Origin of the sequence: Domibacillus iocasae (genome assembly GCF_001750285.1) — a bacterium.
GTDB classification, from domain to species: domain Bacteria; phylum Bacillota; class Bacilli; order Bacillales; family Domibacillaceae; genus Domibacillus; species Domibacillus iocasae.
Window position 1 is genome coordinate 214,734 of sequence record NZ_MAMP01000024.1, and the last position, 20,398, is coordinate 235,131.

Below are 20,398 nucleotides of genomic sequence, written 5' to 3' on the forward strand. Positions count from 1 at the left end.
CGTTTTTCTTCGTTTATGGTATCACAAACGTGTAAATGAAATCTATAGCACAAAAAAGAAACCCCGTTCCTAAGACGAGGTACCTATAATCCGTATGACTTCAAGTGAATGGCTGTATTCGTTTCCTGCACTTCAACAAGAAATATTTTTTGAAACCAAATCTTATCAATGTAAACAATACCCTCGATGTTCTGAAGAGCGGTTTCATATAAAGCATATTGATGTTCATTTAACAGCACACGGTTTTCGTTTAAATAAAACCGGTACGTCTCAAACTCTTTTTTCATCATCCATTCTTGAGAAGATACTTCTTGAATAGAGTAGCCAAGCACTTCCGCTGTTTCTTTTAATGGAACGTAAATCAGCCCCTCTTTGTTCTTCATATGAAAGGGTACATCTGTTCCTTCGACTGTTACAGGACGACCGTCAAAAAAAACGAGAGGTGCGGCTGGCGAATCGATATTTTTATTTTTTTCAAAGAAATCCGTCTGCTCATTTTTTACAGCTGACAGCGCCTTATCAAGTTTTTCAGCGTTCACTTCTTTTCCTTTAAACTGCAAAAGCGCCGTTTTCCATTCTTTTTGTTCCGCTTCTGTTAACACGGCCGCAATTCGCTCATTCATATTTACAGCTTTCATGTGCATCGGCTGTATATTGTACAGAGATACAGCCAGAAATGAGGTCAGCCATTGTTCCTCTTCGGGAAAAATAAAGTGTTTTTTTACATAGTCATAAATCATTTTTGAACGAATCTTTTTTACATCACTTTCTTTCTGAATCAATGTCAACCCATCAAGCTGTTGTGGTTTTAATTCCGGAGAAATCACAACGGTTTGAGCAGCGATTTCTTCTGCAGGAAACGGAACAGACACCGATTCCTCTGATAGATTAACCGATTCTTTTGCGAAAACAGTAATGCCTGCAAGATTGGCTGCTTTTAATACGTCTTTTTGCCAAAATAATGGCGGGCGGTCTGCTTTTCCTTCAAAAGAGTAAAAGTCGATTGCTGACAGCTGCTTAGCAGCCGTTTGTTCAATGGAAGAAATCCATTGTCCGTCTCTTTTCGTATGATCTGTTACAAGAAGAGCCGTGTTCGTAATATCTACATTTTCAAATGAAGACTGTCCATTATTTAATAAAAAGGATTGCGAAGAAAGTGAGGCCGGAATCTTATACTGTATCGTTATACTGCCTCCATTGGCGATTACCGTGCCGGAATGTCCACCCTTAATACACATATCCCCTTTAGAACAGGATACTTCTTTTGCATCTGCAGGCATCTTTACATTTAATTCACTATTTTCCGGCAATGAATGAAGCACTTGTTTAATTGAAAATCCATTACTCTTCACATCTATTTCGACTGTTTGATTCGCCATGATCTTTTCAGAAGCACTAGATAATTTTTCATAGCCGATCCATTGAACAGTTAATAAACCTCCAGAAACAATGAATAATATCACGGAAAACAAAAGGACTTTTCTCATACAACCCACACCTCAGTTAGGAAATTTGACTTATATACATCATATCAAAAAAAAATAAAATTAACGATGAATTTTGTCAAAATATCGTGAATAATTGCGTATAATAGGAATGGAAGAAATGGAGGGATATACATTTGATTCAACGATTTATTGAACTGGGCGAAGGATATTCGGATTTATATGAATTGATTGATATTGCTGAACGTTCAAATGAGAGAGTTGCGCATTTTATCGCAATGCATTCAAATGAAGTTACGTCGTGTGCCATCATACTGCATCCGACATCACCAGGCAGTTTTCAGCCGATTTATATGTGCCGTGAAGGAATTCCGAATCCACATAAGAAAGAAAATGAGCGGTTCCGATTGTTCAAACAGGCTGCATCATCCGCCCGTAAGCCTGTCATTGAAATGGATGTGAAGTCTTCTGCCTTATTTGCTGAAAAAAACCTTTACTACCAGTATTTAATCGGTATTCTGCGCCTTAACCACTACCTTCCGCCGCTTTCTTAAAAAGCATGAAAAAAAGGCCCGTCATTAGACAGGCCTTTTCCTTATACACCTATTTTATAATCGTATTCTTTTGCTTTATCCGGACGGGAATTTTCGTAATCAACCTTTAAAAACGGCTTTTCGGAAAAATCGACTTTTTTAACGAAAGAAAATGCCGCGATTTTTTCTGCCAATGCAGGAGCTTCTATATGATCACAATACAGTACGACATATTTCATTTTTTTTGATACATAGTGTACGTTCCCATATTTACGCAGCGACTTGGCCGGCTTCAATGAATGAAGCCACACAATTAGTGCTTGTCGTTCTATTAGCATAATCCATCCCCCGGTCCTTTCAATTTTATGCAGAACATCCGCATGAACCGCCGCTCCCGCAACTGCCGCAGCCACTTGTAAAAATAGAACCTGCTCCTGGCACTTTTACTTGTTCTGATACCGAACGGGCGATGAGCAGGCTGATATCATCTAAAAGCTTCTGCAGCTCTGTTTCCGCCCGTCTAAATGCCGCGACGTGCTCATCCATGTCCATCTCACGCTTAGCCGTGCGTGTTTCCATCATAATTCGTTTATAATCCGGATGATAGCGTCCAAAGCGCTGCACATCTTCGTACAGTTCCTTCAAGCGGCTAAAAGCAAAAATTTTATATTTGACGGATTCAACCGTATAAAGCTTATCGTAACAGTCCCGGTATTGCTTTGCTTGTTCGGATTGAAGAATCATTTCTCCAAGTTCATCTGCTGCATCCGCGACGTTAATGAGTTCCATTGTTGTTGCAATCATTTGAGGCACCTCCATCGACTTATTTTACCATACATCGCTACATTCCGGTGAAAATTTGTGTAAAATGAGTACGATAAGCACCTGTTCCGAATGATGTGAATGATTCATCTAACAGAACGTCCCTGTCCTCTGGTGAATTCAGCCACGCTTCCATCGCTGCCGGTGCATCCATATAATTGGCGCTGATCATTTCATCCGACATGTTAAAGGAAAGACCCGCTTCCGTTAAACGCTGCTTCACATCTCCAAATTCCGGTGATTCATGACCAAAATAACCTGCTTCAAACATATCCTTGCTATGGGATTTGGCCGGCGCTTTTATTTCTGGTATCCACAGGAGCGCCGGTATGCCGGCTTGCTGACGAACGAGATTACTCATATCTGCGAGCTGCGCCTCACTTCCCCGCTCAATATGCACCCATGCAGACATGCCTGGTTGTGGTATTTCGGGCAATGTCCCTTCATAAACAAGTTCATACGGCTTCATTTTAAGCAAAACGTCAGCAGTCATAAAGCGAATACCTGATAACGTACCGGTCTGCTGATTAATATAAAGCTGTGCATAAAAGTCACCGATTGGTATAAGCGGCTTTAAGTTCAACTCTTCTTCTGACAGTTCAAAACGGTAATAACTGTCATTTGCATGCACAACAATTTCCGTTTCCGGATACCGGGAACTAAAAATCTCGTTGGCAGAGCGTCCAATAGAAAAAGGAGCTGTATTGATATTACCTTTTGCAAAAATCGTTACAATGCGGTTATTTTCAACACCCGCGAGCAGGTACCGGCCGGAAGATTTATAAACCCACCATTCGTATCCGTATGCTGACGGTTCTTTTCGGACAGGTTCTCCGTATTCCTTTACAAGCCTCTCTGCTGACTTTCCTATTAATGCACCAGCTCCTTCATCCGGCACCGGCGCTGTTTCTGCCGGCGGCACAGGATCAACCTGGCCGCTGTTGACGGGCGGCGGTGCGGGCGGTTCATTGCTTTTTTCATCTACCGCTTTATCGGTATAAATGCCGATCAGCATTAAAATTAAAAAAATGACTAAAATTTTAAAAACAGCTCGCAGACGATCATCTCCTTACATACCCGGTCTTTCTTTCATCAGTATATCATTCCACATCATCGATTGAAAAAAACTTACCGTTGCATCGTTAAAAATTTGTCACGCTCAATCATTTTAAGCACATTGCATGAAAGCGCAATTTCGACTATTATGGAAGATGAAGTAAACAAAGATAACAGGCAGGAAGGAGTACGTTTATGAAATTTGAAAATACGGGTCTTGAAGGTACACAGATTGATTTAAACCAGCTTACACATATCATGGAAGAACACGGCATGGTACTGGCCGGACAATGGGATTATGAGCGTGTTACATACGATCGTAAATTTGAACTAAAAGAAGGCGTCTATTACTTGCGTGTCTTCGGTTTCGCTACAAAAGGAGATGTCGGTGCTGATGATGCCATCATTGAATTAATGACACCTCTTCTTGGCAAACATTATTATCCGCATGGCGTTGAATACGGAGCAGATGAATATTTCCCTGAATCACTCGTAAAAACGTGTGAAAAGCTGCTAGCAGACATTAAAGCAGAAACCGTTCATTACGTATAAGAAAAAAGCTTTCCTCCATCAAAGAGGAAAGCTTTTCTTATTCTCCGCCAAGAATGGCCTTGAAAACAGATGTCGTCGGACCACCCGAGTAAAATACATACAGGAGCAAATAAACAGCCACACCGGTAATCGCGGTAAAAAACCAGATGATGCTTGTAGATGGCCCGATTTTACGGTGAAGTTTTAAATTATTTTTTAAGCCGCTGACAATCGACACGATCCCAAAAACAGCACCTGTTGTCGCCAGGCAAATGTGGAAAATCAAAAAGACGGTATAATAGATTTTTATATCATCCGGTCCGCCAAAAGCAGTATTACCAATAAATAATGTCCGGCTGACATATATAATGAAAAAGGTTAAAGCAAAAACGCCTGCCAGCAACATGGTTTTTTTATGTTTTTCAACTTTACGCTGTTTAATCTGTGCCCATCCAATCGCAACAAATATCGCACTTAAAGCGATAAAAAACGTACTGATCGTTGGCAAAATAGGTAACGACATGAAAATTCCTCACTTCCGTTATGTAAACCTAAGGAAACGGACAACCGTTTCCTTTTTTTTATGAATACATTGAATTTATTGATTGTGACGCGCCAAAGCCTCCTCCGTTATTTTCTCTGCGTCTTCCTGCTCTTTGCGGAACCATTCAAAGAATACTTGTGCAAGAACAACGCCATATACAATTTCCTGAATGATCTTCATGACAATACCGCCTGTTTTCTGATCTTCAACGACGGCCATGTTAGAAAATAATTCAGGTCCACTTAAATTTAAGCCTGACAGTGTAGATGATGGGACACACAACTCCATCGCCTTCAACCACGCAGTTCCATCTGAGTATGTTGCATAAAGCGGACTTGATGCAAAAATAATTAAAGCACATGCGGGTGTTAATAAAATGCCATTCGCAAAAATGTAGCCGATTTTCTTTAATCCATGCAGTCCATGACCTTTTGGCTGTTCATTTACAAGCGGCCACCACATACAAATAGCGAAGAAAAATAAAATGACTGTATAAAGGCTGTGAAGCGCTTCATTCATTTTAATAAAGTCAAAAATGAGTGGAATATGATAAAACGAAAACAGCCCATTAAAGAAAATAAGTGAAATGAGCGGCCGTGTTGAAAACGAAAAAATTTGCTTGATAACCGGTACATTAATAACTGATTTCCATATCCACCATGGAATTGCTTTAACAAAAAGTGGCGGTACCACGAGATATAAAACCGCCATCTGAACCATATGATAGGTCATCATAATATGCCCCATTAAATCAAGAGGAGATCCTTTCACTGTATACAGAACGATCATCGCTGTTAAAAAAAGAATGGCCTGTCGTTTTGTGAGTGGTTCACTGACGATAAAACCTTTTCGCCATTTCGTTGTTACAAGAAAAAACAACACTGTTATAAAAAGCAAAACAACTATAAAGTATGGACTCCAAAGAGCTGGAAACCCGAAAATGCTGATCGGCATTCTATTCACCTCATTTTTTTAATGCTCTCCTTATTATAACGCGGTAAAAATCGGGTGACAACGCCATGTATTGACAAGTTAATGACAGAAAAAAAGTGTTCCCCATATGCGGGAAACACTTTTACTTCTTACCACCAGATAATGGTCACAAACGTAAGAACGGTCAAAAATCCAACAAGGACACCTGAATACATAAATAGCTGCGCTTCCGCATGTCCTTTATGGCTCATATGCATAAAGTAATAAAGCTGGAAAATAACCTGTACAATGGCAAGGAGCAAAACAAATGGAACAATAAACCATTTAGAAAACCCAGCTCCAACTGCTGCAAAAGCAATGACTGTAAAGAAAATCATCATTGTGAATGTTATGACTTGCATTCTCATTTCTTCCGCATGCTTCTTACGGCGGTATTCGTACGTAACTTTAGGATCACCTGAATTTGGTTGTAAATTCGCCATTCGTTATCCCACCATTCCCATTAAGTATACGACAGTAAAGATGAATACCCATACGACGTCAATAAAGTGCCAATATAAGCTCGCTAAGTAAAACTTCGGTGCGTTGTAAAGATCAAGTCCGCGTTTTGCATTACGGATCATTAAGGCAATGATCCAGGAAAGACCGAACACAACGTGACCGCCATGGAAGCCGACCAATGTGTAAAAAGCCGAACCAAATGCGCTGCTCGTAAACTTATGCTCATACTCATGGTAATAATGATTGAACTCATAAATTTCACAGCCGAGAAACGCCAATCCAAGTGCCACAGTGATAAAAAGCCACTGCTGCATTTTCTTGAAATTGTAGTTTTTCATATGATACATCGCAAAAACAGACGTTAATGAACTTGTTAAAAGCAGCATCGTCATTAAGAAAACGAGCGGCAGTTCAAATAAATCCGCTGCTTTTGCATGTGTATCACTTGGCACACTGTCTTTCAGCGCTAAATATGTTGCAAACAAAGAAGCGAATAAAACCGTCTCGCCTCCGAGGAAAAACCAGAAGCCTAAAAACTTATTTTTACCTTCAAGCGTTGCCTGCTCAGGTGATTCGGGCCACGTTTGCGGCGTGAATTTTTGTTCAGCTGCCATTAATGTGTCCCTCCTTTGCCTGCATCATCCAACAGATCTTCCTTATGGATATGGTAGCCATGATCATCTTTAATAGAACGATAAAGCATCGCGCCAAACGTCACGATCATTCCGATGATTAATACAGGGATCGCCCATCCTTTGCCCTCATCTGCTTGATACATTGCACCAAATGCGGCAATGAACAAACCAAGTGAAATAACGAAAGGCGTAAATGAATTGTTTGGCATGTGAATATCGCCGATTGGTTCAGCTGGTGTCATTTCCGTTTTGCCTTCCATTTTTTCAATCCAGAAAGGATCAAGTCCACGAACGAGCGGAAGCTGCTTAAAGTTATAGAAAGGTGCCGGAGATGGAATTGACCACTCAAGTGTACGGCCATCCTTCCAAGGATCTCTCCCTACTTGAATATTCTTTTTCTGTGTAATTACCACGTTCACAAGCATGATAATGATTCCTACAGCCATGAAGGCGGCTCCTATTGAGCTAATCAAGTTACCGGCATCAAGCCCTTGCCCAGGCAAGAATGTCCATACACGGCGCGGCATGCCCATCAAGCCAAGGAAATGCTGAATAAAGAATGTTAAATGGAAACCGACTAAGAATAAAACAAATGTAATTTTGCCCAATTTTTCACTGAGCATTGTTCCGAACATAAGCGGCCAGTAAAAGTGAGCACCTCCGAGAAGGCCAAGCACAATTCCGCCAACAATAACGTAATGGAAATGAGCAACGATAAAGTACGTGTCATGGAACTGATAATCAGCCGGCGCAGCAGCCTGCATAACCCCCGTTACACCACCCATAACGAATGATGGGATGAAGGCAACAGCATAAAGCATTGGAACCGTGAACTGAATACTTCCGCCCCAAATGGTCATAATCCAGTTAAAGATTTTAATCCCTGTTGGAACTGCAATGGCCATAGTCGCAACAGCGAAAATTGCATTCGCAATTGGTCCCAGACCTGTAGTAAACATGTGATGCGCCCATACCATGAAGCCTAAGAAACCAATTAAAACGGTTGCGAAGACCATTGATGAATATCCAAATAGGCGCTTTCTTGCAAACGTTGGGAAAATTTCCGAGAAAATACCAAACGCCGGCAAAACTAGAATATAAACTTCAGGGTGACCAAAAATCCAGAAGAAGTGCTCCCAAATAATTGTGTTCCCGCCCATTGCTACATCAAAGAAGCCTGATCCAAACATACGGTCAAAAATAAGCATAAATAAGCCGACCGTAAGCGGAGGAAACGCGAACAAAATAAGTGCAGACGCCACAAACGTTGTCCATGTAAACAGTGGCATTCTCATATATGTCATGCCCGGTGCGCGCATATTAATAATCGTGACCAAAAAGTTAATTCCGCCCATCAACGTACCAAAACCGGAAATTTGGAGCCCAAGGGCGTAAAAATCAATCCCATGCCCTTCTGAGGCAAGCGAAAGTGACGCATAAGACGTCCATCCTGCATCTGGAGCGCCGCCTAAAAACCAAGAAAGGTTTAAGAACAACCCACCGAAAAAGAACAGCCAAAACCCAAGTGCATTAATAAATGGGAACGCAACGTCGCGCGCACCAATTTGAAGAGGCATGACTGCATTCATAAATGCAAATAATAACGGCATTGCTGCCAGGAAAATCATTGTGGTACCGTGCATTGTAATAATTTCATTAAATAAACCGGCACTGACAAAGTCATTGTTCGGCACAGCCAGCTGAATCCGAATCATCATCGCTTCAATACCGCCGACAAGAAAGAAAAAGCCGCCGGCGAGTAAATAAAGAATCGCGATTTTTTTATGGTCAACTGTTGTTAAATAGTCCCAAACTGTACCGGCAAATCCCCGTTTCTGCGTGTGTGCAATGGTACTCAACGGTTTTACCTCCTTTACCCTAGTTCCGTAATTATTGTTCTACTTTAAGACCCATTAAGTAAGCAGCCAGCTGATCTAATTCTTGATCAGACAACTCCCCGTATGTACCAGTCATCTTATTGCCTGGTTTGTATTGCTCTGGATCTTCAATCCAGTTTTTCAATTCTTCTTCATTATGTTCCAAAATACCAGCTACAAGCTCCCGATCTCCAAAGTTTGCTAGGTTCGGTGCTGTACGAGCTGCTTCAGGGCGTGCATCCGCTGTTGTGACAGCATGGCAGCTTAAGCATTTCTGGTTAAACACTTCCTGACCTGCTGCTGCAGTTGGATCTGTCGGAGTTTCTTCTGCTGCCTCGGCGTCTACTGCCTGCATAGCTGTAACCCACTGGTCAAATTCATCCTGTGGAAGAGCACGTACTTTAAAGTCCATTAGTGCGTGGGAAGGACCGCAAAGCTCTGCACATTTTCCGTAGAATAGATTATCGGCTTCTGCCGCTTTTTCATTATCAAACTCGAGCCACATTTGATTGACGTTTTCTACGTTATTATCAACCTTTCCACCAGCGGCTGGAATCCAGAATGAATGTTTAACATCTGATGCTTTAACGTTAAAATAAACTTTTTGATCTGTTGGAACCACGAGGTCCTGACTTGTAATAATCTTCTGATTCGGATACTCAAACTCCCACCAGTAAAGGCTGGCACGCACGTTTACAACCATGGCGTCTGTTGTGCCGTCTTCATTTTTCTTATCCATTGCTTTTGTATCAGCCAGGTCGAATGTGGCAATAACAGTCGGAATCGCAAGGATAATAAGCAAAAGAATCGGAATTGTTGTCCAGAGAATCTCCAAGACATGACTACCTTCAACCTGTTTTGGAATGGTTGTGTCGCCCTTTTTGCGGCGGAACTTGATCACAGCAACAGCAAACAAAATCGATACAACGATGACAACCCCGACCATGATCCACGTGCTGAGCATCATAATGTCGTATGCAGTCTGTCCTGCTTCACCGGCAGGAATCAACGTTGAAAGAAATGGTTCGCCACAGCCAGACAGAACAAGCGCCATCAGACCGAAAACTGTAAAAAGACGCCATTTTGTTAGCTTCTGTTTCATAGCGTATTACTACCCCTCTTTCGTATAAAATGTCTACTAAAACAGTGCATATATATGGATTTCTTCAAAAGAAAGAATTCCCTTTGTTTAAATAACGGTCACGATGACCATCGCAACGAAAATAATGGTTAAATACTGTAATGAATAGATAAACATATATTTAGCCCATTTCAAGTCGTCTTTCGCTTTAAATCCTCCTGCAGCAAGTGCTATCCAGCCTGCATTTAGCAATGTAGCTAAAATGATAAACGCCATACCCAGTTCAGTCATGAAAAAAGGCAATGGCAAAAGAAAAAGTGTCCACACGAACATATGTCGTTTTGTGACAGCAAACCCTTTCACAGTTGGAAGCATTGGAATTCCCGCTTTTCCGTATTCATCTGCCCGCTTCATTGCCAGCGCATAAAAATGCGGCGGCTGCCAGATAAACATGATTAAAAACAGCATCCAGGCTAATAAATCAAGTGTCGGGTCAACTGCAGCCCAGCCAATAAGAGGCGGTACCGCACCGGAAATACTGCCGACGATTGTATTGCTTACATGGCGGCGCTTTGACCACATCGTATAAATCACGACATAACTGACAATACCAATTACACCGATCACGCCTGCTGTGAGCGTTGTCATAAATAAAAGCGCTGAGCCAGCAATGACAAGCGCAAGTCCTATTACTAATACTTTTGAATAGCTGATTCTCCCTGTAACAGTCGGTCTTGTTTTTGTACGTTCCATTAGCGGGTCAATGTCCCGGTCTATGTAATTGTTTAAACTTGCTGAACCCGCAATAATAAGTGCGGAACCAACAAGTGTTAAAGCAATCGTGTCAAGGTTGGACAAAAACGGGATATCATTTAAAATAAAGGCCAGCCACATACCTGTAAATACCGTTATTAAATTGGAATTAACGATGCCGATCTTAATCAGCGCCATAAAATCTTTCATCACTGTCGTCTCTGGCACATTCGTTTTATCCATTGTTGTTGCGGCACGCGACACCTTTTCTCCCCCCTTTCTTTAAACATACTTTCTTTTCTTACTATAAAGGATAGAGCCGCGCTTTTCTACATTATTCGAAAAATTTCAAAACAATGGGTGCTCTCTTCCATATTAAATCACATCCTTTCTTTTTTATGTGAACGGATGATGAACTATTTTTGTCAAATTTGTGACTCGTGAAAGCGTTCTGTTTCCAGACGTTCTTTTTTATAAGATAATTATGAAAGGTATTGCGAAATCGATGCGGCGACTGTATGATCATGTACAAATGGCGCGTATATAGATAGAAAGAAGAAGGTGAACATTTTGCATGGTTGGCTTAAATGGCTTGGTGTTGTGACAACACTTGTAATGCTTGTCGTCTTAATCGGCGGCGCGCTCGTAACAAAAACAGATTCTGGTCTTGGCTGCGGAAATGAATGGCCGCTTTGCCACGGGCAAATCATTCCTGAAGATATTAAAATAGAAACCATTATTGAACTTTCCCATCGCGCTGTTTCGGGTGCAGCCGGACTTCTTGTACTTGCACTGTCCATTGCCTCTTGGCGTTTTATCGGTCACAAGCGGGAAACAAAATTTCTTGCGGTGCTGGCATTTTTCTTTTTGCTTGCCCAGGCATTAATTGGTGCGGCAGCTGTTCTTTGGGGACAAAATGACTTTATCTTAGCTCTTCATTTTGGTATTTCTCTTATTTCTTTTTCTGCGGTACTATTACTGACACTGCTTATTTTTGAAGTCGATCAGCGTTTTGATGCATCTTCGATTGTGATTGACCACCGGATGAAATGGCATACAATTGGGGTTACGCTATATAGCTACATCGTTGTCTACACAGGTGCGCTTGTTCGTCATACAAAATCAAGTATGGTATGTAATTCATGGCCGATGTGTGGAAACAATGAGTTTTTTCCATCCAATTTGTATCAATGGATTCAAATGAGCCACCGGGCAGCTGCGGGTCTTATTTTCATTTGGATTGCTTACATTACATATCTTGCTATCAAGCATTATAAGCATCAGCGCGTTTTATATTATGGATGGATTGTTGCGTTTACACTTGTACTATTACAGGTAATTGCTGGTGCCTTCATTATTTGGACTAATTTAAACTTATATGTTGCACTGGCCCACGCTCTTTTTATTTCCTGCTTATTTGGCCTGTTATGTTACTTTATCTTACTGATCTCCCGCAGCAAAATAAATACGCTTAAATAATAAAAGCACTGCCTCTTAACTGAGACAGTGCTTTTATTTTGTTTATTTTTCAAGTTCTACAAGCAAATCGCCTGTTGCAATTGCTTCACCATTTTGAACGTGAACCGCTTTTACAGTGCCATCAAACGGCGCTTGAACGGTTGTTTCCATTTTCATTGCTTCTGTAATCATTAAATGATCACCGCGTTTTACTTTGTCCCCTTTTTCAAGAATTACTTTAATAACGGTTCCTGGCATTGTTGCTGCGATATGGCCTTCGTTTTTCGGATCGGCTTTCAATTTTGCATTTACCGCAGATTTAACACTTTCATCTTTAATCACAACATCGCGTGGCTGGCCGTTTAGCTCAAAGCTCAAAATGCGTGTACCGTCTGCCTGTGGATGGCCAATCGAGACCAGCTTTACGATAAGTGTTTTACCTGTTTCAATTTCAATTTCTTTTTCTTCACCAAGGCGCATGCCATATAAGAATGTTGGTGTGTCGAGAACAGAAATGTCTCCATACTGTGCTTTTACTTTTGCATAGTCAGTAAACACTTTCGGATAGAGGGCATACGCGATTACATCCTGCTCGGTCGGTTCTTCACCAATCTCCTGCTCAAGTTCTTTACGAAGCGCATTAAAATCAACATCTTCGAGCAGCTCACCCGGACGAACGGTAATCGGTGATTTTCCTTTTAAAATAACCTTTTGCAATTCTTCTGGGAATCCACCGACCGGCTGGCCCAAATATCCTTCAAACAATTCAATAACAGAATCCGGGAAGTCAATGTTATTGCCGCGAAGCAATACTTCTTCTTCTGTTAAATCATTTTGAACCATAAACAGTGCCATGTCGCCGACTACTTTTGAAGATGGCGTTACTTTGACAATATCACCAAACATTAAATTTACACGGCGGTACATGTCTTTTACTTCATCCCAGCGATCGCCAAGGCCGACACCTTTTGCCTGCTGCTGAAGATTTGAATATTGCCCGCCCGGCATTTCATGCTCGTAGATTTCCGTATGAGGTGCAAGCATCCCGCTTTCAAACGGTGCATAAAATTTACGAACATCTTCCCAGTAATAAGACACTTTTTCAAGTGCATCAATGCTGACTGATGGAGCGCGGTCTGTTCCTTCTAAGGCATAACGAAGCGTGTTGGCACTTGGCTGCGATGTAAGACCCGCCATTGTGCTAAGTGCTGTATCCACGATATCTACACCTGCTTCAATTGCTTTCGTGTACATGAAGATACCATTGCCGCTCGTATCATGCGTGTGCAAATGCACAGGAATCTCAATTGATTCTTTTAATTCAGAAATAAGACGGTATGCTGCCTGAGGCTTCAAGAGGCCTGCCATATCTTTAATGGCAAGAATATGAGCACCTTGCGCTTCCAATTCTTTGGCCATCTTTTTATAATACTCTACGCTGTATTTAGCACGAGATGGATCATCAATATCCCCTGTATAGCAAATCGCCGCTTCGGCAATTTTGCCGGACTGGCGCACAGCGTCAATAGCCACTTCCATGCCTTTCACCCAGTTTAAGCTGTCGAAAATACGGAACACATCGATGCCGGATTCGGCTGACTGTTTCACAAATTCCTGAATAACATTATCCGGGTAATTTTTGTAGCCGACTGCATTTGATGCACGAAGAAGCATTTGGAACAAGACATTCGGCACCTGATTGCGCAATGTTTCAAGACGCTTCCACGGATCTTCTTTCAAGAAACGGTATGCAACATCAAACGTGGCGCCGCCCCACATTTCCATTGAGAACAGCTCTGGAAGAAGACGTGCGGTTGCCGGTGCAATATGTGTTAAGTCGGTTGTCCGGATGCGTGTAGCAAGAAGTGACTGGTGCGCATCACGCATCGTTGTATCAGTCAACAATACTTCTTTTTGGTTTTTTACCCACTTAACAAGGGCGTCTGCTCCCTGCTCATCCAAAATTTGTTTTGTGCCTGGTGACGGTTTTTCAGACAGCTTCACTTTCGGAATCCGTGGTGTATCAAAGACTGGCTTTTTCTTTTGCTCAACACCAGGGAAGCCATTAACCGTTACAGTTCCAATATAGTTAAGCATTTTTGTGCCGCGGTCTCTCTTTTTCGGGAAAACAAACAGCTCAGGTGTTGTATCAATAAACGACGTATTATAGTTGCCTGTAATAAAATCTTCATGCTTCATTACGTTTTCCAAGAATGGAATATTCGTTTTAATACCGCGGATACGGAACTCTTGTAAGTTTCGTGTCATTTTAGAAGCTGCTTGCTCAAATGTCATTGCAAAGGTAGACACTTTTACGAGCAGCGAATCATAATACGGCGTAATAACAGCGCCTTGAAAGCTGTTTCCGGCGTCTAGCCGAACGCCATAACCACCGCCCGAACGATAGGCCATAATCCGCCCTGTATCCGGCATAAATCCGTTTTCAGGATCTTCTGTTGTTACACGCGATTGAATGGCATAACCCATTGTGCGGATATCCTTTTGCTGCGGGATGCCCACTTTATCACTATGTAAGCCATGGCCTTCTGCTACTAAAATTTGTGTCTGCACGATATCGATACCTGTAATAAGTTCAGTAATCGTATGCTCAACCTGAACACGCGGATTTACTTCGATAAAGTAAAATTCATCACCGGCTGTAAGAAATTCAACAGTACCTGCATTTAAATAATCTACATTCTTCATTATTTTGACTGCTGCTTCGCAAATACGATCGCGTAAGTCTTCGGAAATAGAAACAGCCGGGGCCACTTCTACTACTTTTTGATGACGGCGCTGAACAGAACAGTCACGCTCATATAAATGAATAACATTTCCTTCATGGTCGCCAATAATTTGCACTTCTATGTGCTTTGGATTTTGAACAAACTTTTCAACGTATACTTCGTCATTGCCAAAAGCGGCTTTTGCTTCAGACTTGGCACGATCATATGACTCACGTACTTCACCCAGGTTTTGAACGATCCGCATGCCGCGTCCGCCTCCGCCTAAAGAAGCTTTAATAATAATTGGAAAGCCATGCTTTTTTCCGAAATCAATGACTTCATCCAAGCTGTTAACCGGACCGTCTGTACCAGGGATAACCGGAATATCTGCGTTAATTGCCTGAGTACGTGCTTTTACTTTATCGCCGAACATATCAAGATGGGCAGATTTAGGGCCGATAAAAATAATTCCTTCTTCTTCGCAACGTTTTGCGAATTCGATATTTTCAGATAAAAAACCATAACCTGGATGAATAGCATCAACATCTGCCTGCTTGGCAATTTCGATGATACCTTCGATGTCTAAATAAGCATCGATTGGTTTTTTGCCTTCTCCGACAAGGTATGCTTCATCTGCTTTATAACGGTGGTAAGACCCAGAATCTTCCTTCGAGTAAACAGCTACTGTCCGGATATGTAATTCTGTGCAGGCACGAAATACACGGATGGCAATTTCTCCCCTGTTCGCCACCAGCACTTTGCTGATTTTTTTCATCTTCATCTCTCCCCTGATCTGTTGATAAAATATATATAAAAAGGTTCAATGATTGAACCTTTTTATTTTTATGATTTATAATTTTTTTCATATTTCGACTGCATGGAAACATTCGCTAAAATACCCATCGAAATAGAAAGCAGCAATAATGAGGATCCCCCATAGCTGATAAACGGAAGCGGTACACCAGTAATCGGAATTACTCCTGATACACCACCTAGATTTATAAATGCCTGAATGCCAATCATTGATGATATTCCGACTGCCAGCATCGAACCGAATGAATCGGTACACCTTATAGCAATACGGAGCCCATGAAGAACGATAAATGACAGTCCTCCAATTACAAGCGCCGCACCAAATAAGCCAAGCTCCTCTGAGATTACAGACATAATAAAATCCGTATGTGGTTCAGGCAAATAGCCTAGCTTCTGAACACTTTGGCCAAGCCCCCGACCGGTCAGTCCGCCGGAACCGATGGCGAGGTAAGAATTCACAAGGTGATAGCCCTCATCTTCTTCATACTTGAATGGATCTAAATAACTCGTTAATCGGCTCATTCGCTCTTCCGATAAAATGTTATCTTTTTGCCAGATGAATAAAGGTGACAAGAAGAGGGTAAAAATACCAATGAGCAATGCAAACTTTGCAAGCTTTTTCATTTTTATACCGGATGATAAGACGATTGTCAACCCGATCGCGAAAATGATTGATGCTGTTCCGAAATCCGGTTCGAGCGCGACTAAAAAACAAACCGCAAATAAAACAATGACCGGCGGCGCAATACTGTTATTTAATGAATTAATATTTTTTTGTTTTTTAGAAAAAACAGCCGCCATATAAATAATAATGACAAGCTTTGAAAATTCGGAAGGCTGAATCGAACGTGCACCAACTTGAAACCAGCTTTGCGCATTGTTAGAAACGCTGCCGAATAAAAAAAGCAGGAATAACGTAAAAAACATGCCTGCTGTAATCACAAACAAAAAACGGTTCGCTTTATATCGTTTATATGGAAATATCGAAACAATTCCAAAGGCGAAAAAAGCGGCAATCATATGAAGTTTCTGCTTATCATAAAAAAATCCGCTTTCAAGTTCATAGCGCTGCACCGCAACAACCGAGCTTGCGCTGTAAATCATCATAAGTCCAAACAAGCACAAAATTAAAAACACAGCCGCAAGTGGATAATCATATGATTTTAACTTTCTTTTCCACATAAATACCTTCCATTCATGCGCTTACCGATAAGCGGTACTCATTTAAGTTAAAAAAACTCAAACAGCTGTTTGAGTTTTCTGTCTGTTTACCGGTCGATGGATGCTTCATGCAACGATGATAATTCCTGTTCAAGAGAATCAATCAGTTGTTTGCCATCCGCTTCATCCACCAGTCCGAGACGTATAGCGAAATCTATTTCACGGGATAAGCCGAACATTTGCGTGTCAAGCACTTCCTCGTATAAAGGACATTGCGGCATCGTTAAGTTGTCCATTTGAACTTTAATGAGACGCAAAATTTTTTCCGCATCCGCCTGCAACAGAGAGTAGGCTTTTTCCCGATGATCTATTTTCGTTTCAGATGCCATTGTTTCTCCCCCTGTTCCAAGAATGGAATCACTGTATATTAAAAGATTTTATCGTTAATACAATGAATTTGCAAGGAATTTTAACACGTGCGCTGACAATGTGAATTTTTCACGGTATACTTATTTTATACATAGCCATTTATACAAAGGAGTTTTGACCCATGGAACAAATCATTCCAATTAAAGGGAACGTATCATTCCCTGTTACACTTGACCCCGGCGTGTGGATTTTTGACGACCGCCGCATAGATTTAGATGACTTTTTTTCCTTGCCAGATCAGCCATTGCGTGACGAGGAGGCAGAATACATAAAAAGCACATCTAAATTCTGGGAAAAAGAAATTCGGGAAGGCGCTATTTTTCCGCCAACAATTAAATCCGAAAAGAAATATGAAAAAGAGAAAGTGCTGACCAGTACATTCGGCATTCCTCTATTACCCTTCTTGCAAAATGCCGTCCCGGCGGACAGCGCTTCTGACATTTTGTTTGAAACGAAAAACGGGACTTTTTCCTTTCCACTCACAAAAGCTGAATCATTGGTTATACAATTTTCTCTAAAAGGAAAACCTCTGCGCGACGATGGTCCTGTTCACATTTTATTAAAAGACGGATCTAATCGCGAAAACCCTATTACACATGTAACAGCCATTCATATTCAATAAAGGCCTTCCGCCGCGGCGGAAGGTTTTTTTATGTACCAGATAATGTCGTGTCTGTTTCGATAATAAAGAGTGTTGTTTCAGCTGCCATATTTACTTTATAAGGCACATCTAAATTGTATCCTGCCTCCTCTAAAATGAGAAGAATGGGACGATCGCTCACATGCTCATTTTGTTCGGACACGACGCCTTTTCGTCCATCATTCAGCCATACTGCTAAGCCGGTTGGATACATGACGATCGCTTTTCTGAACATTTCAATATATGCCGTTTCAAAGTCAGTTCCTGATCCCGAATATAAAATTTCTATTCCTTCATGCGGCAGCATCGCTTTGCGGTAAATACGGTTAGATGTAACAGCATGGTTTTTTCAAAATAGGCGCTGGAATCAGCATTTTGCCAACATCGTGCAGCATGGCGCCCAGACCAATTTCTTCTGTTTGTTTTGCCGTTAAATTTTTCAGCTTCATACTAAGTGCCAATGTATAAATTGTCACGTTTAACGAATGTGTGAAAATATAATCATCATGTGCATACAGATGCGTCAATAAATCAACTGCTTCTTTCCGCTCTCTAATTTGATTAACAATGTCCCGGACTACCGCCGTAAATTGCTTTTCCATTTTATAAAAACCAAATTTCATTGAATCTGCTGACAAATCATTTGTCACTTGGCTAAAGGCTTCAGACATAACAGAAATCGCTTCTCTTCGTGTTTCTTCTGTTAAGACAGGACGAATGTAAATGTCATCCGTACGCGCGTCCTCAATGTATACATATGTAATACCGAACGACTGCAGCCGTTTCAGTATAGGCAATGTAAGTTCGGCTCCGAACCTCAATAATACTTGCCCCCTGCTGTTTAGTACATTTTCAGCAAGAAAGACATTTTCTTGAATCGATGACACAGCGACTAATCTCAATATGTTCGAACTCCTTGTATGGTGAAAATTACATAATTAAATTTTGTCCCGCTTAAGGGCAGTCAGAATTTGCCGGTCTAATTTCTCCGCTGCCTGCAAATCGTATGTTTTCTCATAAGCTGGCTCCACTGCTATTTTCGATCCGTAAAACATAACATCCCGGACTTCTGTTATGCTAACTTCTATAACAGATGCTTTTAATGGCACATCATCCAAACGATTAGATACTACTTTTGCGTTACCGCTAATCGTATATGTTGATTCCGAAGCAAAGACCGCCAAGGAAACAAGAGCGTTTTTTTGAATATTATCAATGATTTTCGAACGGCTGTCCACCGCAATCCGCAAGGTTTGATCATTCGGAGCGTAAACCCAGGATACTGCATTCATAAAAGGGGCTCCGGTCTCTGCATCTACTGTTGAAAAAAAAGACAGGCGTTCTGTTTGAAGTGCCTCAAATAAATCCGGTATTAAATACGATTCGTTTCGATTTGCCAACTTTACCGCTCCCTTTTATTTTTACTTCATTATACCGATAATTTATTTGCATTTCTATATACAGCCCATCTGCCGTGTTATACTAAATACAAAAATGGAGGTGCCACCATGAGAGTCAAATGCGTAATCTGCGATACAATCGAATCAATCGAGGATCATCTGCCTTCTGCAAAAAAATTGCGGAACCGGCCCATTCATACATATATGTGTGACGAATGTAGAGCGCGCATAACGGAAAAAACGGAAAAACGAGTCAACACAGGCCAATTTTTCGTTTATCGATCCGGAAAACAAAAAGAATGGCTTTAATAAAACCTATTTTTCTAACCGGTTCTGTAACCGGACTCGTCCTCGGTTTTTTTCTCAAAGGAGTCCAGTTATTTACTGGCGAGGGAGTTTATACATTGTTGCTGAATGTTGATTTTATTCCGGTCATCAATCAGGTGAGGTGGCCGGAATGGATCGAATTCTTTTTCCATTTGATCGTCTCCTTTTTCATTGCAGCTGGATTTTTCAACATACTGCCGAAAATAAAACGCCCTTATGTAACTGCTTCTTTACTGACCATTCCGGCTGTTCTCCTCTACTTTCCTTTATCTGCGCTTGCTCATAAGCCCGTTCCGGAAATAAATGACCTGCAGGCATTTGGCTGGTGGGCAGCAGGACATATTTTATATGCACTTATACTCGGTTTAGGCGGACAAAAATTTAAGCGGGAGGCCTAGGCCTCCCGCTTAAATTATGAAGATATATTTTCTTCTTTTTGGTGCTTTTTCAGCCTGAATTTATATGTACCCAGCACGAGTGCCGCTACAAGCAGGCTTTCCACAACCGGCAATTGGTACGACAAAATTAAAAGAAGCAGTGATCCGATCGCAAGTGAAAAATAAATAATGACATTCTGCCACATTTTCAACTTTTTCGCAAACCCGAGATTGTAAACGAGAATGGAAAGGGCAATTAAAATTGCCCAATAAATGTAGACAGCTGCCTTAACGCCGAACGCTTCGATGATGGCACCGAGAAGCGGACTGACGTGCTCCAGTCCTTCCACATCCAT

General features: G+C 41.4%; 24 protein-coding genes. 6 read left to right on the plus strand and 18 right to left on the minus strand.

What is annotated here, in order from left to right:
* Positions 1-83: 83 nt before the first annotated feature.
* Complete coding sequence (locus tag BA724_RS15065) at positions 84-1,487, minus strand: stalk domain-containing protein (RefSeq protein WP_069939495.1); 1,404 nt, start codon at positions 1,485-1,487, stop codon at positions 84-86.
* Positions 1,488-1,621: 134 nt separating this feature from the next.
* Between BA724_RS15065 and BA724_RS15070 the strand changes: the two genes are divergently transcribed.
* Positions 1,622-1,999, plus strand: a complete 378-nt coding sequence (locus BA724_RS15070) for a DUF7147 family protein (protein ID WP_069939496.1) — start codon at positions 1,622-1,624, stop codon at positions 1,997-1,999.
* Between the two features lie 41 nt (positions 2,000-2,040).
* Here the strand turns inward: BA724_RS15070 and BA724_RS15075 are convergent, their stop codons facing one another.
* The 3 genes from BA724_RS15075 to BA724_RS15085 are packed head-to-tail and all read right to left on the minus strand — an operon-like array spanning position 2,041 to position 3,815.
* Complete coding sequence (locus tag BA724_RS15075) at positions 2,041-2,316, minus strand: YlbG family protein (protein ID WP_069939497.1); 276 nt, start codon at positions 2,314-2,316, stop codon at positions 2,041-2,043.
* A 25-nt stretch (positions 2,317-2,341) separates the two neighbouring features.
* A complete protein-coding gene (locus BA724_RS15080) occupies positions 2,342-2,782 on the minus strand; it encodes a YlbF/YmcA family competence regulator (RefSeq protein WP_069939498.1) in 441 nt (146 codons plus the stop codon).
* Between the two features lie 37 nt (positions 2,783-2,819).
* Complete coding sequence (locus BA724_RS15085; RefSeq protein ID WP_069939499.1) at positions 2,820-3,815, minus strand: CAP domain-containing protein; 996 nt, start codon at positions 3,813-3,815, stop codon at positions 2,820-2,822.
* 236 nt (positions 3,816-4,051) lie between these two features.
* On the opposite strand from BA724_RS15085, the gene BA724_RS15090 reads away from it, so the two are divergent.
* Complete coding sequence (locus BA724_RS15090) at positions 4,052-4,408, plus strand: YugN family protein (RefSeq protein WP_069939500.1); 357 nt, start codon at positions 4,052-4,054, stop codon at positions 4,406-4,408.
* Between the two features lie 37 nt (positions 4,409-4,445).
* On the opposite strand, the gene BA724_RS15095 is transcribed toward BA724_RS15090, so the two are convergent.
* The 7 genes from BA724_RS15095 to cyoE form a co-directional block, all read right to left on the minus strand.
* Positions 4,446-4,910 (minus strand): DUF420 domain-containing protein, encoded by a 465-nt coding sequence (locus BA724_RS15095; protein WP_069939501.1) that lies wholly within the window; start codon positions 4,908-4,910, stop codon positions 4,446-4,448.
* Positions 4,911-4,985: 75 nt separating this feature from the next.
* Positions 4,986-5,885: a cytochrome c oxidase assembly factor CtaG gene (gene ctaG, locus BA724_RS15100; protein WP_069939502.1), complete on the minus strand. Its 900-nt coding sequence runs from the start codon at positions 5,883-5,885 to the stop codon at positions 4,986-4,988.
* Between the two features lie 128 nt (positions 5,886-6,013).
* Positions 6,014-6,346, minus strand: a complete 333-nt coding sequence (gene ctaF, locus BA724_RS15105) for a cytochrome c oxidase subunit IVB (RefSeq protein WP_069939503.1) — start codon at positions 6,344-6,346, stop codon at positions 6,014-6,016.
* A gap of 3 nt (positions 6,347-6,349) precedes the next feature.
* Positions 6,350-6,979, minus strand: a complete 630-nt coding sequence (locus tag BA724_RS15110; RefSeq protein ID WP_069939504.1) for a cytochrome (ubi)quinol oxidase subunit III — start codon at positions 6,977-6,979, stop codon at positions 6,350-6,352.
* Positions 6,979-8,859, minus strand: a complete 1,881-nt coding sequence (ctaD, locus tag BA724_RS15115; RefSeq protein WP_069939505.1) for a cytochrome c oxidase subunit I — start codon at positions 8,857-8,859, stop codon at positions 6,979-6,981. The genes BA724_RS15110 and ctaD overlap by 1 nt, the downstream gene beginning before the upstream one ends.
* Positions 8,860-8,890: 31 nt before the next feature.
* Positions 8,891-9,979, minus strand: coding sequence for a cytochrome c oxidase subunit II (gene coxB, locus BA724_RS15120; RefSeq protein ID WP_069939506.1), 1,089 nt, complete (start codon positions 9,977-9,979; stop codon positions 8,891-8,893).
* An 87-nt stretch (positions 9,980-10,066) separates the two neighbouring features.
* Positions 10,067-10,954, minus strand: a complete 888-nt coding sequence (gene cyoE, locus BA724_RS15125) for a heme o synthase (RefSeq protein ID WP_069939799.1) — start codon at positions 10,952-10,954, stop codon at positions 10,067-10,069.
* A gap of 327 nt (positions 10,955-11,281) precedes the next feature.
* Here cyoE and BA724_RS15130 point away from each other — a divergent pair, with 327 nt between their 5' ends.
* Complete coding sequence (locus tag BA724_RS15130; protein ID WP_083256255.1) at positions 11,282-12,190, plus strand: COX15/CtaA family protein; 909 nt, start codon at positions 11,282-11,284, stop codon at positions 12,188-12,190.
* 42 nt (positions 12,191-12,232) lie between these two features.
* Here BA724_RS15130 and pyc read toward each other — a convergent pair whose 3' ends face one another.
* The 3 genes from pyc to BA724_RS15145 form a co-directional block, all read right to left on the minus strand.
* The gene (pyc, locus tag BA724_RS15135; RefSeq protein WP_211272238.1) at positions 12,233-15,670 is read right to left on the minus strand and encodes a pyruvate carboxylase; all 3,438 of its coding nucleotides are present in this window, start codon (positions 15,668-15,670) and stop codon (positions 12,233-12,235) included.
* Between the two features lie 68 nt (positions 15,671-15,738).
* Complete coding sequence (locus BA724_RS15140) at positions 15,739-16,890, minus strand: FtsW/RodA/SpoVE family cell cycle protein (protein ID WP_069939508.1); 1,152 nt, start codon at positions 16,888-16,890, stop codon at positions 15,739-15,741.
* A gap of 86 nt (positions 16,891-16,976) precedes the next feature.
* The gene (locus BA724_RS15145; protein WP_069939509.1) at positions 16,977-17,258 is read right to left on the minus strand and encodes an Fpa/YlaN family protein; all 282 of its coding nucleotides are present in this window, start codon (positions 17,256-17,258) and stop codon (positions 16,977-16,979) included.
* Positions 17,259-17,419: 161 nt separating this feature from the next.
* On the opposite strand from BA724_RS15145, the gene BA724_RS15150 reads away from it, so the two are divergent.
* On the plus strand, positions 17,420-17,920 hold the full coding sequence (locus BA724_RS15150; RefSeq protein WP_069939510.1) for a hypothetical protein: 501 nt from the start codon (positions 17,420-17,422) through the stop codon (positions 17,918-17,920).
* Positions 17,921-17,948: 28 nt separating this feature from the next.
* Here BA724_RS15150 and BA724_RS15155 read toward each other — a convergent pair whose 3' ends face one another.
* The 3 genes from BA724_RS15155 to BA724_RS15165 are packed head-to-tail and all read right to left on the minus strand — an operon-like array spanning position 17,949 to position 19,338.
* Positions 17,949-18,245 carry a hypothetical protein gene (locus BA724_RS15155; RefSeq protein ID WP_069939511.1) on the minus strand — a complete coding sequence of 99 codons (297 nt, stop codon included), beginning with the start codon at positions 18,243-18,245 and terminating at the stop codon, positions 17,949-17,951.
* Between the two features lie 19 nt (positions 18,246-18,264).
* Positions 18,265-18,840, minus strand: coding sequence for an HD-GYP domain-containing protein (locus BA724_RS15160; RefSeq protein WP_069939512.1), 576 nt, complete (start codon positions 18,838-18,840; stop codon positions 18,265-18,267).
* Between the two features lie 36 nt (positions 18,841-18,876).
* Positions 18,877-19,338, minus strand: a complete 462-nt coding sequence (locus BA724_RS15165) for a pyridoxamine 5'-phosphate oxidase family protein (RefSeq protein WP_069939513.1) — start codon at positions 19,336-19,338, stop codon at positions 18,877-18,879.
* Positions 19,339-19,446: 108 nt separating this feature from the next.
* On the opposite strand from BA724_RS15165, the gene BA724_RS15170 reads away from it, so the two are divergent.
* Positions 19,447-19,647 (plus strand): YlaI family protein, encoded by a 201-nt coding sequence (locus BA724_RS15170; RefSeq protein ID WP_069939514.1) that lies wholly within the window; start codon positions 19,447-19,449, stop codon positions 19,645-19,647.
* Complete coding sequence (locus BA724_RS15175; RefSeq protein WP_069939515.1) at positions 19,638-20,063, plus strand: hypothetical protein; 426 nt, start codon at positions 19,638-19,640, stop codon at positions 20,061-20,063. Before BA724_RS15170 ends, BA724_RS15175 begins: the two co-directional genes overlap by 10 nt.
* Positions 20,064-20,077: 14 nt before the next feature.
* Here the strand turns inward: BA724_RS15175 and BA724_RS15180 are convergent, their stop codons facing one another.
* Entirely contained in the window at positions 20,078-20,392 is a 315-nt protein-coding gene (locus tag BA724_RS15180) for a YlaH-like family protein (RefSeq protein WP_046179686.1), read from the minus strand.
* Positions 20,393-20,398 lie beyond the last annotated feature (6 nt).